The following is a 17224-nucleotide window of genomic DNA, read 5'->3' as shown; positions in this document are numbered from 1 at the left end:
GTCTCATTCCCCCGTGCCGTTGCGGAGCTCCAGCACCAACCGTGTGAGTTCGGTGCGGACCGGATGTCCGGTGACGTCGGTCGATCCGCGGAAGACCGCACGGCGCGCACCCGGCAGGAAGCGCAACATCCCGTTCTCGATCTCGCAGCCCTCCCCGGCGACGAGTTCCGCCCAGGCGAGCCGGGGACGGCCGCCCGACCTGACGTCCAGAAGAACGACCGGCGTCATGAGCGGCAGTTCGCCGGCGCGCGGCAGTTTCACCTCTGCGGTGATCCGCCACTCCCCGCTCTCGCCGATCTCGGCGGACAGCGTGTCCAGCTCCGGCACGGCGGACCCGGAGGCGCGCCCGGGTGCGGCGCCCTTCGCCGGGAGGGTGAGTTTCTTGCGCAGCTTCGCGCTCTCCTGCCCACCGGTGCCCTTCCTCCGGACGACCAGTTCCTTGACCGCGGTGTTGACCTCGGTCGTCAATCGGGAGATGCGCTGGTGAGCGGTGTGCGACCAGCGGAGCGTCAACTCCTCGGTCTGGCCCCACTTGTCGTGCTCGGGCGGTTCGGCGGCGCGGAGGAAGTCCTCGGCCTCGTCGGCGAAGGGCGCCGAGCGCCCGGCGGCATGGCCCACCAGGAGAACGCCCTGGAACGCGGTGACGCCCAACGGAAGACCGTGGACGCCCGATCTCTTGATGGTCATCAGATTGCCCCGCAGCGAGTGGACCTGGTTCGGTCCCCCGTCGTCGCTGTCCTCGGCCTCCGTCACCAGGAGCACCCCGGGGTGGGCGCCGAGTGCTCCCCGTCGGCCCCCGGACAGAGGCAGCAGGAGCGGGACGGTCCGCAGCGCGACCTGACCGGCCTCGGTCAGCCGTTCCACGGTCGTCCCCTCGTAGAAGGCCCGTAGCGCCCGGGTGCGCGAAGGCTGGTTCTCGGACGGGTCGACCCTCTCCTCCTCCTTGACGACCACGCCGTTGCGGAGAGTGCGGACCGAGGTCTCCAGCAGCGGAAGCCGGCTGCCGCCGCCTGTCATCGCTGCCCAGAAGTCCCGTCCCAGCGCTTCGACGAGGCGTCGGTGCATGACCTCGATGTCACGGGTGCCGTTGTCGTCGATCCCGTCGTCGCCCTCGTCGATGACGGAGTCGGGGCGTCCTTGGTCCAGGCTGGCCACGTCGTGGGCGCCGACGATCAGGAACGACGTGCCCGGCTCGTCGTTCTCACGCGTGAGGTGGAGTCGTTCGACCGTTTCCTCGTCCGCCCACCAGGAACGGACCACATCGGCGCCGGGCGTCCCCGGGTCGGGACGCCCGAGCCACGCGGGACCGGCGTAGGCGGTTCCGTCGACCGACCGCCACGGCAGCTCCAACCGTCCGATGACACGCCGTTCGGTACGACCCTCGTGGGGGACGGAGAGGGTCGAGTTGATCAGCACCATGCCGAGCGAGCTGGTCGCCCAGAGCGTCGCCTTGCCGAGCCCGTAGGAACCGCCTGCGCTCCGACCGGACTTGAGGCTCTCCAACTGCCGGCGGACCACGGCGGCGAACTTGCCGTCCTCGTAGTCGTCACCGGTGAGGCCCGACGCGTTGTAGTCGTCTACGCGGAGCAGGATCAGTCTGCTCTTCTCGAACATGTCGCGCACACCGGCGTCCACCACACGTCCGACCTTCTGGTCGGCGGCGGATTCGGAGACCGCCGAGTAATGCGGCTGGAGGTCGTCCCACAGGACCGCGGCCCGGAACGCGTCGAGCGCCTCCCCCGTCAGCTCGTGGATGGTGTAGCGCACCCGCACCGGGCGGCCGTTCTCCACGATCCGCTCGTCCAGGCTGTTCTGGCAGGTCTCCCGAGCCAGCACCTGGACGTCCGAGTCGAAGGCGAACGCGGCTGCGTTGCCTCCGTCCCGACCGCCGTCCTGATAACCGGGGCGGTGGTACCAGCGAACGGGCAGTCCCGCCTGGGTGTCCGTCGTCCGTGTGTGCACGGTGCCCAGATCCGTTCCGAGCGCCTTGGCGATCTCGCCCATCACCGTGGGACGGGGAACGGAGCGCTTGGTGATCCAGGCCGAGACCGCCGCTCTGGTCAGTCCCAGTTCGTCGGCCAGCTCCGCCTGCGTCCTGCCCGCGAGTTTGAGCTGACGGGACAACCAGGGCCCGAACTCCTCGCCGACCTCCATGTGGCCTCCACACTCTCCGGTCCGCCGTTGTGCATCCGGTCCCGGACAGGCTAATTTGACATCCATGCACCCGTCAACTGACGCTTGACCGACAGGGATCCGGCGCACCGTTCGACCCTGACAGTCAATATGACCAATAAGTTTAGTTTGCGCACTATATCCAATACGCGAACCACTGACATCCGCCCCGCCGCCGCGCGAGGGAGAGATCTCGACAAAAGCGGTGGCGTCAACTCCGTTAATCGGCAGCAGAATTCAGCGTGACACGAACGAGTGAAGCGTTCTAGGATCGACCACAGCGGACCTGTCCGTATCGCTCGGGAAATGCCGCGCGAAACGGGTGAGTTGTGCCTTCTGCAGTTCTCGCAAACCCTCTGACGCTCTCACGGGACGAGGAGGATCGAAAGAGATCGGAGGACGAGAAGTCCCCATGGACGACCCTCCCGAGGAATCCGGAAATCCGCACGTCCCTGCCCCCTTCTCGCAACGGGAAATCAACTCACTGCTCCTTGCGGTGGGGCTGGCCCGATCGGAATCGGAAATCAAGGAGATCCTCGACGTTCACGGGGTCACCCCCGGGGAGTTCGACGACCTCCCTCGCGGCCCCCTCGATCTCCCGGGCTCCGGAGCCAGTTGACGGCAGGCCGTGCGGGTGGTCCACCGGATCGCACGGCCCCGGTCGAAACAGGTTCTCGAGCGCTGGGCCAGGACTTCTTCGTCTCCCCGGCACCAGACACTCCATGGCAGGAGCCGTGAAAAAAATGTCCGCCTCCCCGCAAACGGTCGTCGGTACTGTCGTGGAACAGTCCTCCCGCGTTCTGCAGACGTACGAGGTCGACCCCGGCCTCATCCCCGAGCACGCGAACGGTGAACGTCGAATCACACAGGGCGGATACGGCGATCGCCAACTCTTCGAACTCGTCCAGAACGCTGCCGACGAGATCTCCGCCGAGCCCGGAGGCACCGTACAGGTCGTTCTCACGGATGCGTATCTGTACTGCGCGAACGAGGGGACTCCGATGACACCGGAGGGGGCGGAAACCATTCTCCGGATGAGCATGTCGCGCAAGCGAGGTGGCCAGATCGGCCGCTTCGGCGTGGGCTTCAAATCCGTTCTGGTGGTGACGGACGCTCCTCAGTTCTTCAGCCGCACAGGTGACTTCGGATTCGATCGCGAATGGGCATTGGAGAAGATCCTCGCGGTTCCGGGCGTCCGGGAACGCATGGGCGAGCGGTTCGACGCCCCGGTTCTCCGGATGGCCCGTCCCCTCGATCCGGCGACCGAGCGCGCTCAGGATCCCGTCCTCGACGAACTGTTGGGGTGGGCCACCACGGTCGTCCGTCTGCCCCTGCTCGACGGCGCGGCGGGCAGGCTGGCATCGGACATGCTCGGGGGGCGGACCTCCGCCGGGTCGACACGGGAGGAGTTCCCCGTCGGCTTCCAACTCCTGGCCCCGCACGTGGCGAAGGTCGTCCTCGAGGATCGTCGTCACCTTCCCGCGGGCCGGCGCGTGCTGACCGCGAGCCGGTCGGGGGACCTGCACACCGTGGTCGAGGAGCGGACGGGCCGCCCACCGACCGGGACGAGCTGGCGGGTCTTCACCACCACGCACGAACCCGGCCCGGCGGCCCGATCCGACGCCGGCGAGCTGCACGACCGCCTCGTCCTCGACCTGGCCTGGGCGGTGCCCGCGTTCGAGCGGGACCCCAGGACCGGACTGCAGGTGAGTCCGCAGGCACGAGGGCGCGGCCGTTTCTGGTCCTTCTTCCCCACCAAGTACGAGATGTCCTTGAGCGGCATCCTCAACGGAGCCTGGAAGACGAACGAGGACCGCCAGAACCTTCTCGACTCCTCGGCCTTCAACGAGGAGATGGTGAAGGTCTCCGCGGAGCTGGTGGTCGCTTCCCTCCCGCAGCTCGCTCCCGCCGAGGACCCGGCAGCTCACCTGCCGTTGCTGCCCGGTCGCGTGAAGGAGGCCATCAGCTGGGCCGACGCGCTGCTGACCGGGGAGATCTGGGACCGCGCCGCGACCCGACCCTCGTTGCCCGACCAGGAGGGGCGGCTCCGGGTCCCGACCGAGCTGCGTGTCCCGCCGCGTCTCGACAAGGACAGGAACGCGACGTGGCTGCGGATGTGGAGCGAGTCCCCCGGCCGCCCCTCGGACTGGCTGCACCCGAACGCGGAGGCCGACCCGCTGCGTTCGGGCAAGGTCGAGCACATTCTCGGCGCGGCCGGTCACCGACGTGCGGACGTCCGTGAGTGGTTGGAGGCGCTGGTCGAGTGCGGCACCTCCGAGGCTTCGGCGGCCGCGATCCACATTCTCGCCGACATGGTCGAGGCCCGGTCCCCGCACGCCGAGGAGGCACGCAGGGCGCGGATCGTCCTCACCGAGGAACACGGCCTGGTCCCGGCGGTCCCCGGCCAGGTGTTCCGTCGCACGGACGAGGACGGCCTGCGGGAATCACTGGTCCACGTGGTCTCCGACCTCGCCCGGGACGCCCGCCTGGCGGCAGCGCTCGATCTCCTCGGCATCCGCGAGGCGGACGTGGAGGGGCGGTTCATCAGCATTCTCGACCGAGGCTTCGGCGGTTACGGGGAAGCCGAATGGGAGCGGTTCTGGGACCTGTTCCGGCAGGCCGGTGGGCGTCGCCTGACCCACACCCTGCTCCAACGCGTACCGGACGCCCGGGAGAGCCTGCGGGTACGGACGGCCGACGGAAGGTTCCGCCCCGCCCGCGACTGCATGCTCCCGGGTGCGGTGGTGGACGCCGGTCGGGACCCCGGTGTCGCCGTCGACACCCGCTTCCACTCCGACGACCTCGCCTTCTTTCGGGACATGGGGCTGCGGGAACGACCGTCGTCCTCCGCCCGTCCGGAGGGGGAGGCATGGTTCGAGGAGTACCGGGAGGCGGTGCACGCGTCCTATCTGCGCAGCCATCCGGACGCGCCACGCACCGGCCTCAACCGGCTCAAGCTGGAGGGATCCCCCGTAGGAGGCCCGCTGCACCTCTTCCGATCGCTGTCCGAGGAGTCCCGCGCGGCCTTCCTCAAGGCGCTGCCGGACGAGGCGGTGGTGGACAACTGGACCCGTCAGATCGGCGCCCAGGCGAGCACCCGCCGCGCCGTGATGTCCCCGATCCGGTGGATGCTCCGGAAGTACGGTGCCGTCGCGACCTCCCAGGGGATCAGGTCACTGGGCGAGGCGGTCGGTCCCCAGCTCGCGGCCTACAGCGGGATACTGCCGGTGGCGGACATCTCGGCGGAGAAAGCCCGGAAACTGCGTCTGCCCACGACGGTCGAGGAGGTCCCCCCCAAGCTCTGGGAGAGTCTTCTGGCCGAAGTGGGCCGCAGCGAGGACGACGCCTTCGTCGGCAACACCTACGTGATGCTGACCCGGTTCGAGGCGGCCTTCCCCGAGAACTCGTTGACCCGCTGCCGCGTCGGCGACACCTGGAGCACCCGTCCCGACGAGGAGATCACCGTCGCCGTGGGCGCGGTGGAGTACCGGGCGCTGCGGGCGGAGCAGCTCCCCGCCCTGTTGGTGGCGAGTACGACGGACGCGGATCTGATGGTCGACGAGTGGGGCATGAAGCGCTACTCCGAGGCGATCACCCGGGAGACCCGCGAGGTCCTGGACGGCGATCCCGTCCCGCTCCTGGAGCTGTACCCCGCCCTGCGCCAGAGGTTGAACAGTGGCAACCGCAACGCCACGGTGCAGCGGTGCGCCGAGTTGGAGGAGGTGACCCGGACCCGGAACGCCGCGAGGAGCCGCCCGCTGGACGCGGTGCGCCACGGCCTCACGGTCAAGGTCCGGGGCCCCTTGGAGGCCGAGCCGATGCTCCGTCTGATCGATCGCGAGCTGGAACTGGGGCTGGGTGCGGCCGGCTGCAGGGCGGTGCTCGAGCACCAGGAGCGCATGGCGCGGGACAGCAGGACCGAGGCGGCGCTGAAGGCCGTGCGCGACGCCGAGGACGTCGTCACCAAGATCGAGTTGTTGATCGGTGCCGACGCCCTGCGATCAGGTCTGCCGGAAGGACTGATGGAGGCCGAGCTGGAGGCTCTCGACGGAGCGACGCCGTCAGGGCGGCGCATCGCCCAGATGGCCTTCAACGCCCGAGGGGACAGACTGCTCCACCATCACGCCCGCGACATCCAGGCCGTCCTCCCCCACGCGCCTGTCGGCTACACGGGTTCGTCCGCCGCCGTCGCCTTCGTGTCGAGCCTTCGCCTGCCGGTGACGTTCGCAGGGTCGCGGACACCGTCGCCGCCCGCCTTCGAGACCATCGACGGTCCGCAGGACTTCCCCCGGCTCCACGACTACCAGGAGGATCTGGTCCGCAACATCACCACGTTGCTGGACCGGCTGGCGCCGCAGCGGGCCATGCTGTCGCTGCCCACCGGCGCGGGAAAGACCCGGGTCACCGCGGAGGCCGTGATCCGCTGGGTGAAACGCGTGGGCGATCTGCGGGGTCCGCTGCTCTGGATCGCGCAGACCGAGGAACTCTGCGAACAAGCGGTGCAGAGCTGGAAGTTCGTCTGGGGCAAGGTGGGTGCGGAGCGTCCCCTCACCCTGAGCAGGTTGTGGGGCGGCAACGAGGTGGGCGACGTCGTCGGTCATCCGCATCTGGTGGTCGCCACGGACGCCAAGCTCGATCGGTGCCTGGGGGACGACGCGTACGCGTGGCTGAGGAACGCCGCGTTGGTCGTGGTGGACGAGGCCCACACCGCCGTGTCCCCGCGCTACACGCACGTCCTGGGCAGGTTGGGGCTCACCCAGTACGGGACCGAACGGCATCTGCTCGGCCTGACCGCCACCCCGTTCCGCAACACCAACGAGGAGGAGACCCGTCGTCTCGTCAACAGGTTCGGGGGACGCCGCCTGGACGAAGGGGTCTTCCCTTCCGGGGACCCGTACGGCGACCTCCAGGAATGGGGGATGCTCGCCCAGGTGGAGCATCGGACCCTGGTGGGTGGCACCATCGAGTTGACCCACGACGAGAAGGCGCAGGCCGAGCGCATGGCCACGCTGTCCCGCTCCGCGGAGCAACGTCTCGCCGAGGACCACGCGCGCAGCCGTCGCATCGTCGACGAGGTGGCCGGGTTGCCGGAGGACTGGCCGACCCTGCTCTTCGCCACCTCCGTCGACCACGCCAACTACCTGGCCGCGATGCTGAACGACCGCGGGGTCCCCTCCGCCGCCGTGGACTCGACCACCAGTGCGCAGGACCGGCGCCGACGTGTGGAGGACTTCCGCGCGAACCGCATCCGGGTTCTCACCAACTACGGCGTCCTGACCCAGGGGTTCGACGCCCCGGCCACCCGTGTCGTGGTGGTGGCCCGCCCTGTCTACAGCACCAACGTCTACCAGCAGATGATCGGTCGTGGCCTGCGTGGTCCGAGGAACGGGGGCAAGCCCACCTGTCTGATCCTCGATGTCAGCGACAACATCGCGAACTTCGACACCCGGCTCGCCTTCAACCAGTTCGAGCACCTCTGGAGCCGAAAGTGACCGACGCCTATCTCGACAGTCCTCCCCTCACCGATGAGCAACTGGCCGTGGTCGACCAGCCCTGGAGCGCCCGTGTGCTGGTGACAGCCGGTGCCGGGGCGGGGAAGACACACACGTTGGTACGGCGGCTCGACGCCCTGTGCGGTCGGGACGACCCCGAGGAGTCGCTGACGGCCGCCGAGATCCTGGTGCTCACCTTCTCCCGCGCCGCCGCCCGGGAACTGCGTGAACGCATCGCCCGCCACGGGGAGCGAGCCCAACGGGTCCGCGCACGCACCTTCGACGCGTGGGCCCACGAGGTGCTTCTCCGGGCACATCCCGACGGCGAATGGGGATCGGTCGGGTTCGACGCCCGGATCGCCGCGGCGACCCGGGCGGTCGAGAAGGGGGCACTGGAGACGGGGGACGCCGTACCGCCCGCCCATGTGGTGATCGACGAGGTGCAGGACCTGCTGGCGGGGCGTCGCGAACTGGTCGAGACCCTCCTCGACCGTTACCAGGACAGCTGCGGATTCACCGTCGTCGGCGACCCCGCCCAGTCCGTCTACGGTTTCCAGATCGAGGATCCGGGCGAACGCCGCGACGAGACGGGGCGGTTCTTCGACTGGCTGCGCGGTTCCTACCCGGACGACCTGGTGGAGCTGTCGCTCACCCACAACTTCCGGGCGGCCACTCCCGAGGCACGGATCGCTCTGGCGCACGGCCCGCGCCTCCGGCAGGTCGACGACCCCGACGAGGCAGGAACGCTCTACGAGGAGTTGCGCGACATCCTGCTGGACCCGGCGAACGCCACGGGGCCCCTCGACGACGAACTGACGGCGGGGAGCCTGCGGGGCCTCACCGACACCTGCGCCGTCCTCACGCGGGACAACCAGGAGGCCCTCGTGGTCTCGGACCTCCTGCACGACCACGGGGTGGACCACCGCTTGCGGCGTCCGCTGGAGGAGCGTCCGGTGCCCCACTGGGTCGCCGAGCTGCTGCGACGCACCGAGGCTCGCAGCCTCACGGAGGAGCGGTTCCGCGCGCTCATTGCGGAGATCCCGCTCCCCCACGCACCGGACGTGGACGCCCTGTGGCCGGTGCTGCGCCGGACCGCGCGGGGTGCCGGCCGCGCGACACTCGATCTGGATCGGCTGCGCGACGCGGTCGCGGACGGCAGGTTCCCCGACGAGGCTGCCGATCCCGAGACCGCCCGGGTCGTCGTCTCGACCGTGCACCGGGCCAAGGGGCTGGAGTTCGACCGGGTGATCGTCCTGGCTCCGCCGACCCTGGCGGAACTGCACCGGCGGCACAGGGAGATGTTGGACCTCCCGGCGGAGGCGCGCGCCCTGTACGTCGCCATGACCCGGGTCCGGCACGACCTCTACCACGCTCCCCCGCCCGAACTGCCGCATTTCAGAAGGACGGGACACGGGCACGGGGGACGCCGTTTCCTCGGGTCGTGGCGCTCGTACGACAGATTCGGGATCGTCGCCTCGGCCGGCGACGTGTCCCGGGACGACCCGCCCGCTCACGAGGGGGACGCGGTGGCGACCCAGACCTACCTGGCGGAGAGGGTCCGTCCCGGTCACCCCGTGGTCCTGCGCAGGCGCCACGACGTTCCGATGGGGCTGGAACAGAGCCCGCCGTACGTCCTGTCCCACGAGGGCCGCGACATCGGCGAGGCGTCTAGACGGTTCCGCGAGGATCTGTTCCAGGTGCAGAAGGTGAATCGCACCTGGGACCCCTGGTGGCCCGACGAGATCCACGAACTGCGGATCGACACCCTGGAGACCGTGGCGGGCAGCACCGCCTCCGGGGCCAACGCCGGACTGGGCGACCGAGGTGTGTGGATCACGCCGCGGATCACCGGCATCGGACGGTACCGAAGGACCCGGGACGACGAGGGACAGCGCACATGACGAACACGGCGAGCAGGCACTCGGAGCACTACCGGGTCCGGGACGAGGAACTCCTGGCCGGACTCCGTCGTGAGCTTCTCGGCCCGGCGGAGGACGCCGGACCGGACGACCGGCACGAGGTGCTCACCCAGGACGCCCCGCTCGACCGCTACCTGACCGGCGTGCTGTACCCGCACGTGTCCAAGGAGCGGAGAGCCGAGGAGTCCGCCGAGCAGGACGGTCTGGACATCGCTCCGGTGGGCTCCGGCGGTGTCGAGGAGGAACAGGACCCGGCGCCGGAGTCGAACACGGCGGGTGACAGGCGCCCCTCCTCGATGGGCCTGACCTTCGCCGTCGACCCGAGGGTCAGCCCCTCGGTCATCGTCTCGACCCGGGCCGCCGTCTACGTGCCCACCGACGCGGGGGGCAACCCGCTGCGTGCTCTTCGTGTCGAGGCCCGCACCACCGCCGACCAGCGCGAACAGTGGCGGCGGGAGGAACTCGCCCTCCGGGACGTGCAGATCGACGTCACGACACCGGCCCGGGACCTCCGCGAGATTCTCGACGACCGGGCGTTGCTGCGCGTGAACGTGCGCCGTCCCGACCGGCACGGCCGGGTAGCGATCACGGTCACCCTGGTGAACAGGAAGAAGGTGGGAGAGGGCACGCTCCAGGACGAGTGCTCCCTGTTCCAGTGCGGTCTGACCGTTCGCGCCTCGAACGGCTCCACCGCATTCGTCGAGCGCTCCGCCCCCGCGACGGCCCACGATCCCGAGATCGCCACCGGTCGGCTGCTCCACCGTCACGTCCCGACGTTCGCCGTCGGGCACGGTTGCTCCGCGGAGTGGGACTGGCAGGCCCCGCCGATCGGCATGACCGACTCCGTGGAAGCGGCCGTACCGGAGGTGCGCAGCACGTTCGTCCCCAGCGTCGAGGTGCTGCTCACCGACTCCAATCCCGAGATCGACGACTCGGCCCTGTCCATGCTGGGTCTGGCGCAGAGTTCCGACTCCGAGGTGTGGGCGGCGCTGGAGGACCTCGCCACGGGCTACGGCCACTGGATCGAACGCAAGGCGACGGAAGCGGCGGCTCTGACCGACGGCAACCACGGGGAGGCGGCGCAGGAACAGGTGCGCGCCTGCGCGGAGGCACTCGACAGGATCCGTGAGGGCATCGCGCTGCTGCGCACCGAGCCGGACCTGATGCGGGCGTTCCGGCTCGCCAACCGCGCCATGGCGGACCAGCGCGCCCGGAGCGCATGGATCAAGGGCGGGCGGGTGGGCGGACCCGACGCGGCGGAAGGCCGCTGGCGTCCCTTCCAGATCGCGTTCGTGCTCCTCTGTCTGGCAGGCCTCCACGACCCCGAGCACCGCGACCGTGGGGTGGTCGATCTGCTGTGGTTCCCCACCGGTGGCGGCAAGACGGAGGCGTATCTCGGTCTGATCGCGCTCGCTTCCTTCCTGCGCCGGATCAGGAAGGGCGCCGAGGGCGGCGGTGTCACCGTCCTGATGCGTTACACCCTGCGGCTGCTCACGCTCCAGCAGTTCGAGCGTGCGGCGATCCTGCTCTGCGCCATGGAAATGATGCGTCGCGGGACGCCCGAGCTGGGGCAGGAGGAGTTCTCCGTGGGAATGTGGGTGGGCCGTTCCGCCACCCCGAACAGGCTGTCCGTCGCCGCGGAGAGGCTCGGTGAACTGCGCAGGAGCCTCGACAAGCGCCTGGCCAGGGAGAACCCGGTGCAACTGCACGCGTGCCCGTGGTGCGGGACCCGCCTGGACGCGCGGGCCTACGAGGTCGACGAGGACGCCAAGCGGATGCGCGTCCGCTGCCCCGGCACCGGCTGTGACTTCGCCGACGGTCTGCCCGTCCACCTGATCGACGAGGCGGTGTACGACGCCCGTCCGACCCTGGTCGTCGCCACGGTCGACAAGTTCGCCTCGATGCCGTGGCGGCCTGCGACCGCCGCCCTCTTCAACCGTGACCGAGAGAACGACGCGACGCCGCCTCCCGAGTTGATCGTCCAGGACGAACTCCATCTCATCTCGGGCCCGTTGGGCACATTGACGGGCCTCTACGAGACAGCGGTGGACGCTCTCGCCGACCGGCCCAAGGTGATCGCCTCCACCGCGACCATCCGCCGTGCCGCGGCGCAGGGAAAGCACCTCTTCGCCCGCGGGGTCCGGCAGTTCCCACCCGCGGGACTGGACGCCCGCGACTCATGGTTCGCCGTGGAGACACCTCGCGAGGAGAAGGCCAGCCGCCGCTACGTCGGTCTGTTGGCCCCCGGCACCAGCCAGTCCACCCTGCTGATCCGCACCTACGCGACCCTCCTCCACCGCGCCGCACAGGCGGACACCGAGGTGGAGGTGCGCGACGCCTACTGGAGTCTCGTCGGGTACTTCAACAGCCTCCGGTTGCTCTCGGCGGCCGAACTCCAGGTCCACGACGACGTGATGGCCTACCTCGAACTGCTCGCCGCACGGGAGGGCGTGGAGGTCCGCCCGGTCGCCAACCATTCGGAACTGACGAGCCGTATCGACGCCAGCGAGATCCCGGCGCGTCTCAAGGGGATCGAGAGGCGTCTCCCCGACGAGGCCGTCGTGGACGTCCTTCTGGCCACCAACATGATCGCGGTGGGCGTGGACGTGGACCGCCTGGGGCTCATGGCCGTGATGGGCCAGCCCCAGACGACCGCCGAGTACATCCAGGCCACCAGCCGGGTCGGCCGCGCCCACCCGGGGCTGGTCGCGGTCATGCTCAACTCGGCCCGTTCCCGCGACCGTTCGCACTACGAGAGCTTCCAGCACTACCATTCGGCCCTCTACCGCGAGGTCGAGTCGACCTCCGTCACCCCGTTCTCCGCCCGCGCCCGGGAGCGCGGGCTGCACGCGGTGATCGTCGCCCTCGCCCGCCTTCTGATCCCCGCCGCACGACCCGATGACGGTGCGGCGGAGATCGCGTCCTACGAGAGCACTCTGCGCGACGAGATCAAGCCCATGTTGCTGGACCGCGTCCGGGCGGTGATGCCGGAAGAGGCCGACGCCGTGTCACGCGGCTTCGACGAGTTCGTCGACTGGTGGTACGGCGAGGCCGAGCACGACAGCGGACTTCGCTACGAACCTCGACGGGGCACCCGCGCGCCGTCGCTCCTGAAGGCGTACGACGACGAGTTCGAGCACGCGGAGGCATGGCCCACCCTGTGGAGCCTGCGCGACGTCGACGCCGAGTCCGCCCTGTTCATGGAGGGAACCCGATGACCCCGCCCCCCGCCCGTCGCCGTCGTCCCGGCTCCACGGGAACGGCTCCCGCCCGGAGCTTTCCCAGACGTGGCACCGTCCGTCGCGCCCAGGCGATCACCACCTACGGCGTGGGATCGCTGATGGCGGTCGACCAGGAGTCCTTCATCGTCTCGGGGCTGGACACGGCAGAGGAGAGCTGGAGCACCGACGAGTCGCCACGGATCCACGAACGACGCCTGGCGCGGCTGCTCGGTGTCTCTCACTTCCGGCTGCCGCCCGCCTCCGACGACACCAGCCGCGACGGTGTACGGGTCCGGCGCTTCCCTCTGATGCACTCCTGCCCGGAGTGCGGGGATCTCCAGCCGCACCGCGACTTCAACCCGCCGTCCGGTCGAAGTGTCTGCGGTGTGTGCGAGGTCGACCTCGTGCCCTCCCGCTTCGTGGTCGCCTGCAAGGCAGGACACCTCGGCGAGTTCCCCTACTGGCAGTGGGTGCACCGCTCCACCGACCGCGACGCCCCGTCGGTCGGGCGATGTGGGGGCAGGCTGAAGCTGCGTACGTCCGGACGCACTTCGTCGCTGCGGTCGATCCTGGTCTCCTGCACCTGCGGCCGGGTCGACGAGGTGTCGATGGAAGGTTCCTTCCGGAGACAGGCCCTCAAAGACCTCGGCATCTCCTGCCGGGGGACCCGACCCTGGCTGGGGTCCTCCGGAGAGGCTTCGAACTGCGGACTCGCCCTGCGGACCCTGCAACGCGGTTCCTCGGCGGTGTGGCAGCCGGTGCTCAGGTCCGCGCTCTCCATTCCTCCGTGGAGCGACGGTCGTGCCGATCCTCTCGCCGAGCACTGGGATCGACTGCGAGAACTCGCGGGACGTCAGCGCGTCGCGGACTACCTGTACGGCGCGTTCCCCGGAGGGTGCCCGGTCCCACTGGACGAGGTGATGACACTGCTCGCCGCGGAGCAGGAGGAGGATGCCGACAGCGGCACGGAACCGACCTTCGATCACCGCTACCGCGCTCTGCGCGACAAGGAGTACGAGCGCCTGCGTGCGGGCAACGACGAGAGCGAGCACGCGCACGACGAGCAGTTCGTCTGTGAGACACCGCTCGGCGACCAGAAGATCCTCGAACCGCTGGGTGTCGTCGGACCGATGCTTGTCAAGAAACTGCGTGAGGTGCGCGCCCTGAAGGCGTTCACCCGACTCGCCGACCCCGATTCCACGAACGGCCCCAGGGAGATGTCGCTCTCCGACTCTCCTCTGCCCTGGCTGCCGGCCATGGAGGTGAGAGGGGAGGGCGTCTTCCTGAGGCTGGACGACACACGACTGGCCGCCTGGGAGAAGGCGACGGCGGTGGCCGCCAGGGCAGACCGTGTGCACCGCGCTCACCAGCGGGTGCTGGAGGAACGGGCCGACGACCCGGGCCTGGTCGTTCCTTCGCCGGCAACGCCGCGCATGGTGCTGCTGCACACCCTCGCCCATGTGCTCATCAACGAGTGGAGTCTGGAGTCGGGGTATCCGTCGGCGGCTCTGCGCGAGCGTCTGTACGCCTCCGACGACATGGCCGGCCTCCTCGTCCACACGGCGACGAGCGACTCGGCGGGAAGTCTCGGCGGCCTCGTCGCCCAAGGCGAACCGGAGATCCTCGACCGGACGGTCCGTGCGGCGATCCGCCGGGCCGAGTGGTGCTCGTCCGACCCCCTCTGCATGGAGACGGAGGTGTCGGGAGCCGGCGGCACCAACCTCGCTGCCTGCCATGCCTGTGTGATGCTCCCGGAGACGAGTTGCGAGCACAACAACATCCTGTTGGACCGGGCGTTGCTCGTGGGCACGCCGGAGGATCCCGAGGTGGGGTTCTTCGCGGACGTGCTGGACCTCTGAGGGGAGGGGCGGGGCTGCACGGACGGGGCGTCAGCCGCCGCGCCGACCCTGCGGAGGGCCTCGGCCCTGCAACCTTGCGTTCGAGTACCTGCAGGCCCAAGCATTGGACATGGAAGCCTCAGCAGCCATGATCCAGAGCGCCCGCAAGGAGTTGTGAATGTCTGCCAGCCCGCAGCCCGCGCCCGGCGTCGCCTGGTTCAAGTCCTCGTACAGCGGCGGCGGCACCACCGAGTGCGTGGAGTGCGCCCCGGCCGGACACCGCACTCTCATACGCGACTCCAAGCGCGGCGACGAGGCCGTGATCACTGTCGGGATCGACGCCTGGCGTTCGTTCGTGGGGTCCGTGGCGGGGTAGGGCTGCCGGCGGCTCGAGCCGCCCCCGGCGCGTCGACCGACCCGAGTCCCGGCAGGCGGTGGCCTCGCGTCGGCCGTGACGTCCCCCGTGGCCGCCCGACGCGCTCACCGCGGGTGTCTCGTCGCCTTCGGGGTCTCCCGTCCGCTCCCGAGGAAGGTCGGCGCCTGGCCCGCCGTGTTCGGGGTCACCGGCTCCGTCGCCCTCGTCTCCTGGACCGTCGCCGACCGGCACGGCCACGAGCGGCACATTTCGCGGTCTGCGCATCACCACCCCCCACTGGAGGTCGGTCAGAGGCGTCGCGTCCGCCCTGAGCGCGTCATCGACCGGGCCCGCCTTCAGCGTCATCGCGACCACCGCGCGTGAAGGTCCGACGTCTGTCGCCTTCTACACCTCGGGTGATCCCTCGACGGATTCGGCGCCGTGCGCTGTCGCGATGGCGTCGATCCGCCGGGCCAGGTCGAAGTCCGCTGCCGTCAGCCTGTGACCGGCGTCGTGCGTGGTGATGCCGAAGCGGATGTGGTCCCAGCGGAGATCGATGTCCGCGTGATGGCCGATCAGCCGCTCGACGTCGGCGACGTGCACGATCATCGCCACGCCCCCGTGGTAGCGGATGCCGTAGGTGCGCGTGATTTCGTTCTCCACGCGCCGCCATCCGGGGGTTGTCGACAGCGCGACGTCGATCTCTGATTCGGTCAGCGGTACCGGGGCGTCCGTCATGGTCAGCCTCCATTCATCACAGGGGTGAGAGTCTCGCGAATTCCACGACCTACCGGAGAGTCCCGCCAGGGATGCATCGAGCGCTGAAATACGTCCAGTTCCCTGCACATGCGCGCGGAGCGGGTCTCCACGGCGATGCTCGCGGCCGCGCCGACAATCTCGGCGGCCTGGTCCGGATCACCCGCATGCGCCGCCGCCGTTGCATGGCGGACGAGGTACACCCCGCGATCCCTACGCGCCGACTCCGGTACATGGCGCAGCACTTGGACCCACAACGCCACGGCCTCCACGCCCAGCCCGAGTCTGCCGTAACAAGTGGCTCGCTGAACCTCCAGATAGCCAGGGGTACGGCGGCAGGCGTTGCCCCAAGGCAAGTCGTCATCCACCTGATCGAGAAGCCCATCCGCGGTGTCGATCAAGCGGTCCACCGCCCCCCGGTCCCCCATGAGACTGGAACCGTGGGCCTGCTGCTGCAACGCCATGACCCGCACCTTGGCCAGCAGCCTGCGGGAGTCCAGTGCCGCCTCACAGAGCTCGACGACCGCGGCACCGTCACCCATGTCCGTGCGCACCTGTGCCTGGTTCACGAGGGCGTACCCGATGAGGTGAGGGTCGCGGGAGCGTATCGCCATCTCTTGAGTGACACCCCGCCAGAACGCCGAGCCGTTCAGGTCACCCGCGTCCTGATACAGCCATCCGACCAACGCGGCATAAGCGGCTCCCACCCGCAGAAGCCCCCGGCGGGTTTCTCCCGTGGCCGAGCGCACCAGCTTGTCGATCAACTGGTACTGCGCGGACACCGTGCCGATCAGGTCGTGCGGGCCGAGGAACATGTCCGCCCGGTAGTGGCCCTCAAGTTGCTGCTGGAAGTAGTCAATCAGCGCAGGATCGACGTACTGCGGGGCAACGGGTCCGGCGACGAGGGCGGCAGCCGTGACGGAGAGGAACTCTCGCCTCTTCACTTGCTCCTCTTCGCGGCGTTCGGGACGAATCCAGCCAGGCGGCGTCGAGAAGCCCAGATCCTCCGGCCAGCGTCCCAACGCGTCCTGGATGACCGCCGCAGTCTCCTCCAGAGGCCAGCCGGGGGAAGCGCCTTCCCAACGGCGCCATGTGCGCGGGGAGACGTTGAAGTGGCGGTCACCGAGCATCCGTTGCCCGTGCTCCGAGAGCTTCTGCGCCGCCTGTTCGATGGTCCGCCAGCCCGCATGCAACCGCGCCGCTCGCAACGCGTCGTTGTGGCTCATGCGTTCAGTCTGGCCTGTGCAGCGGCACTTCTTCCGTCATGGCCGTCACGTGGCCGAGGATGGCCGCACCGCGACCTGGCTCCGTCACTCTGCGCAACAGGATGATCGGCACATGGTCACTGGAGATCCCCAGCGCGACGCGCGTGCGGCAAGCGATCTGAGCGACGAAAGGTACGGAGACGACAGAAGCCGAATCGACCGAGCCACCGAGCAAGCGATCATCGAGTGGCTCTCACGAGCGCATC

General features: G+C 69.5%; 8 protein-coding genes. 5 read left to right on the top strand and 3 right to left on the bottom strand.

What is annotated here, in order from left to right; all coding sequences use genetic code 11:
- Positions 1 to 3 precede the first annotated feature (3 nt).
- Positions 4 to 2154, bottom strand: a complete 2151-nt coding sequence (locus GA0115242_RS10535) for a helix-turn-helix domain-containing protein (RefSeq protein ID WP_093826937.1) — start codon at positions 2152 to 2154, stop codon at positions 4 to 6.
- A gap of 761 nt (positions 2155 to 2915) precedes the next feature.
- Here GA0115242_RS10535 and GA0115242_RS10525 point away from each other — a divergent pair.
- From GA0115242_RS10525 to GA0115242_RS10505, 5 genes are all read left to right on the top strand, one after another.
- On the top strand, positions 2916 to 7664 hold the full coding sequence (locus tag GA0115242_RS10525; protein ID WP_093826933.1) for a DEAD/DEAH box helicase: 4749 nt from the start codon (positions 2916 to 2918) through the stop codon (positions 7662 to 7664).
- On the top strand, positions 7661 to 9565 hold the full coding sequence (locus GA0115242_RS10520) for a UvrD-helicase domain-containing protein (protein ID WP_093826931.1): 1905 nt from the start codon (positions 7661 to 7663) through the stop codon (positions 9563 to 9565). The genes GA0115242_RS10525 and GA0115242_RS10520 overlap by 4 nt, the downstream gene beginning before the upstream one ends.
- Complete coding sequence (locus tag GA0115242_RS10515; RefSeq protein ID WP_093826929.1) at positions 9562 to 12801, top strand: helicase-related protein; 3240 nt, start codon at positions 9562 to 9564, stop codon at positions 12799 to 12801. Before GA0115242_RS10520 ends, GA0115242_RS10515 begins: the two co-directional genes overlap by 4 nt.
- Complete coding sequence (gene drmB / locus GA0115242_RS10510; RefSeq protein WP_093826927.1) at positions 12798 to 14663, top strand: DUF1998 domain-containing protein; 1866 nt, start codon at positions 12798 to 12800, stop codon at positions 14661 to 14663. Before GA0115242_RS10515 ends, drmB begins: the two co-directional genes overlap by 4 nt.
- 157 nt (positions 14664 to 14820) lie before the next feature.
- Positions 14821 to 15018 carry a DUF397 domain-containing protein gene (locus tag GA0115242_RS10505; protein WP_093826925.1) on the top strand — a complete coding sequence of 66 codons (198 nt, stop codon included), beginning with the start codon at positions 14821 to 14823 and terminating at the stop codon, positions 15016 to 15018.
- A 384-nt stretch (positions 15019 to 15402) separates the two neighbouring features.
- Here the strand turns inward: GA0115242_RS10505 and GA0115242_RS10495 are convergent, their stop codons facing one another.
- Together GA0115242_RS10495 and GA0115242_RS10490 are read right to left on the bottom strand one after the other, a co-directional pair.
- Entirely contained in the window at positions 15403 to 15735 is a 333-nt protein-coding gene (locus GA0115242_RS10495; RefSeq protein WP_093826923.1) for a 4a-hydroxytetrahydrobiopterin dehydratase, read from the bottom strand.
- A 2-nt stretch (positions 15736 to 15737) separates the two neighbouring features.
- Complete coding sequence (locus GA0115242_RS10490) at positions 15738 to 16979, bottom strand: Twin-arginine translocation pathway signal (RefSeq protein ID WP_093826921.1); 1242 nt, start codon at positions 16977 to 16979, stop codon at positions 15738 to 15740.
- Positions 16980 to 17224: the final 245 nt, after the last annotated feature.

The organism is Streptomyces sp. SolWspMP-5a-2 (genome assembly GCF_900091845.1).
Classification (GTDB): domain Bacteria; phylum Actinomycetota; class Actinomycetes; order Streptomycetales; family Streptomycetaceae; genus Streptomyces; species Streptomyces doudnae.
This window is presented reverse-complemented; position numbering and strand designations above follow the sequence as displayed.

What these genes read in the sequence shown, in the direction of transcription:
- GA0115242_RS10505 (WP_093826925.1), top strand. Translation starts at nt 14,821, where the DNA reads ATGTCTGCCAGCCCGCAGCCCGCGCCCGGCGTCGCCTGGTTCAAGTCC.
- GA0115242_RS10495 (WP_093826923.1), bottom strand. Translation starts at nt 15,735, where the DNA reads ATGACGGACGCCCCGGTACCGCTGACCGAATCAGAGATCGACGTCGCG.
- drmB (WP_093826927.1), top strand. Translation starts at nt 12,798, where the DNA reads ATGACCCCGCCCCCCGCCCGTCGCCGTCGTCCCGGCTCCACGGGAACG.
- GA0115242_RS10515 (WP_093826929.1), top strand. Translation starts at nt 9,562, where the DNA reads ATGACGAACACGGCGAGCAGGCACTCGGAGCACTACCGGGTCCGGGAC.
- GA0115242_RS10525 (WP_093826933.1), top strand. Translation starts at nt 2,916, where the DNA reads ATGTCCGCCTCCCCGCAAACGGTCGTCGGTACTGTCGTGGAACAGTCC.
- GA0115242_RS10490 (WP_093826921.1), bottom strand. Translation starts at nt 16,979, where the DNA reads ATGAGCCACAACGACGCGTTGCGAGCGGCGCGGTTGCATGCGGGCTGG.
- GA0115242_RS10535 (WP_093826937.1), bottom strand. Translation starts at nt 2,154, where the DNA reads ATGGAGGTCGGCGAGGAGTTCGGGCCCTGGTTGTCCCGTCAGCTCAAA.